Below are 2,278 nucleotides of genomic sequence, written 5' to 3'. Positions count from 1 at the left end.
TCACGTTACTGAGGTATCGACAAGTTTTGCCAACAAAGAGTTTAACCCCCTTGCCCATGCCTCATTCTGATGAAAACTGCTATATATAGTCTAAGGTAGAAAAAAGTTAAATACTGACTAAACCGCCCAATCATAACAACTTAGGCGACAAATTCTGATGTTATTAGCATTAAAACAACTAACTGTTACCCCAGGCGACCGCCTGTTGTTAACTTCACTCACTTGGCAAGATTATGAAAAAATTCTTGACGAATTGGGAGAGCGACGGTCAATTCGTCTATCTTATAGTCAGGGAACTTTAGAAGCAATGACTCCTCTTTTTATTCATGAAAATACCAAAGTTTTAATCGGGGATTTGGTTAAAGTTCTCCTGGATGAATTAGAGTTAGACTATGAACCCGCCGGATCAACAACCTTTAAAAATCAGCAAATGGATCAAGGAATAGAACCAGATGAGTCTTTTTATATCGGAAATTGTGCTGCCGTTAGGGGAAAAAAGCGACTTGATCTGGCTATTGATCCCCCTCCCGATTTAGCCATTGAAATTGATATCACTAAGCGAACTCGATTTAATAATTATGAGCGATTGGGTGTTCCTGAATTGTGGCGATATGATGGGGAGAGACTGGAAATCAATGTTTTGCAAGGATCAGAATACGTTGAATCTTGCCAAAGCCGACTATTTTCTCAATTTAATCTAATAGAAAAAATTCCAGAAACGCTACAAAATAGTCAAAAAATCGGTAGTGCAATGGCATTAAAACAATTCCGAATTTGGGTCAAGCAAACGCTTAATCCCTGACTTCAAATGTACAACGAAGTCAGGGAACTGAGGTTTCCTACTGTCTTTTTACTGTTTACTGATTACTGTGTTTAGACGCGGAACAGCCTACCAGCGATCGCCAGCATCGTAAATTGTTAAACGTCCGACTCCTAGAGCTAATCCGGGAGAATTGTCTCCGGGGGGATAAGCAGTAATTCCAAACTGATAGACACCACCATAATCAGGATTTCGTACTGGTTTCAGACCGATGGAAACGGTATTACCAGGGGGGACAGGAGGATCAAAAATGACCGTAATCGTCTGAGTATTGGGGTCAAAGGTAGTGGATTTTAGGGTTAATTTTTCGCCTCGCTGATTGCGATCGCCAAGAAAAGCAAAGGTTTGATCAACAAGAAAAGCAATAGTTTGAATATTAGGCTGCTGTTGTATGGTTACTTTACCCAAGGGCGCCCCGAGAGACGGCGGCAGAGCGATGGTAAGATAGTATTTTGCTCCCCAAGCACGCACGGATTGGAAAGTAGCGAAGAAATTAACCAGAGTGGGAGAACTCTCAAAAAATACTCTGCCATCGGGAAATTGTCCTGCGAGGGAAACAGGAGCATCAAAAGCGAATATAGCAATCAAAGCGAGTTTAGATAGACTTTCAATCTGTTTTAAAGACAAAAAAGGAATTTTCAAGGTAAAAGCTACTATAAAATATTGATTGTCAAGGGGAATTATAGCAAATTCACTTAACCCCAAACCCCTGCCATGATCAGTGATCAGTGATCAGTTATCAGTTATCAGCTTTTTTCTCCCCACTCCCCCAACACCCCACACCCCACTTCATAATTTATAATTCATAATTCACAATTCATAATTCCCCAATCAGGAGTCAGTGATCAGTGATCAGCTTTTTTCTCCCCACTCCCCCACCCCCAACACCCCACACCCCACACCCCACTTCATAATTTATAATTCATAATTCACAATTCATAATTCATAATTCCCCAACCCCGAACTTGCAATGTATCTAGAACACCTGCACCTTCACAGTTTTAGAAATTATGCCGAACAGTTGCTAAAATTCGAGTCCAAAAAAACAATATTATTGGGCAATAATGCTCAGGGAAAATCCAATTTACTAGAAGCGATCGAACTTTTGGCCACTCTCAAGAGCCATCGAGTTAGCAAGGATCGGGATCTGGTGCTAGAATCGGACTCAGAGGCGAGAATTTTTGCTAGGGTTAATCGTCTTTATGGAGCATCAGAATTAAGTTTAATTCTCCGTTCTTCCGGTCGTCGTACCGTGATCCGTGACCGTCAACCCCTGCGCCGTCATCTTGATTTTTTGGGCGTGATTAATGCGGTACAATTTTCTAGTCTCGATCTGGATTTAGTGCGCGGTGGTCCGGAAGCTCGCCGAGATTGGTTAGATACTTTATTAATTCAATTAGAACCCCTATACGTTCATATTTTACAGCAATATAATCAGGTTTTACGACAAAGAAATGC

Annotated in this window: 3 protein-coding genes; 2 read left to right on the top strand and 1 reads right to left on the bottom strand. The window is 41.2% G+C overall.

Features of this window, described 5'->3' with window-relative positions; genetic code table 11:
• The first annotated feature begins 157 nt into the window (after positions 1 to 157).
• Complete coding sequence (locus tag PX484_RS24195) at positions 158 to 802, top strand: Uma2 family endonuclease (protein WP_002800680.1); 645 nt, start codon at positions 158 to 160, stop codon at positions 800 to 802.
• Between the two features lie 87 nt (positions 803 to 889).
• Here PX484_RS24195 and PX484_RS24190 read toward each other — a convergent pair whose 3' ends face one another.
• On the bottom strand, positions 890 to 1,462 hold the full coding sequence (locus tag PX484_RS24190) for a DUF2808 domain-containing protein (RefSeq protein ID WP_287667879.1): 573 nt from the start codon (positions 1,460 to 1,462) through the stop codon (positions 890 to 892).
• A gap of 328 nt (positions 1,463 to 1,790) precedes the next feature.
• On the opposite strand from PX484_RS24190, the gene PX484_RS24185 reads away from it, so the two are divergent.
• The coding region (locus tag PX484_RS24185; RefSeq protein WP_288105966.1) for an AAA family ATPase at positions 1,791 to 2,278 on the top strand (488 nt) is incomplete at its 3' end.

This window comes from Microcystis sp. M49636_WE2 (assembly GCF_030065375.1).
Classification (GTDB): Bacteria; Cyanobacteriota; Cyanobacteriia; order Cyanobacteriales; family Microcystaceae; genus Microcystis; species Microcystis aeruginosa_C.
Note: the sequence above shows the minus strand (reverse complement) of the source record. Positions and strands in the feature narration are given on the sequence as shown.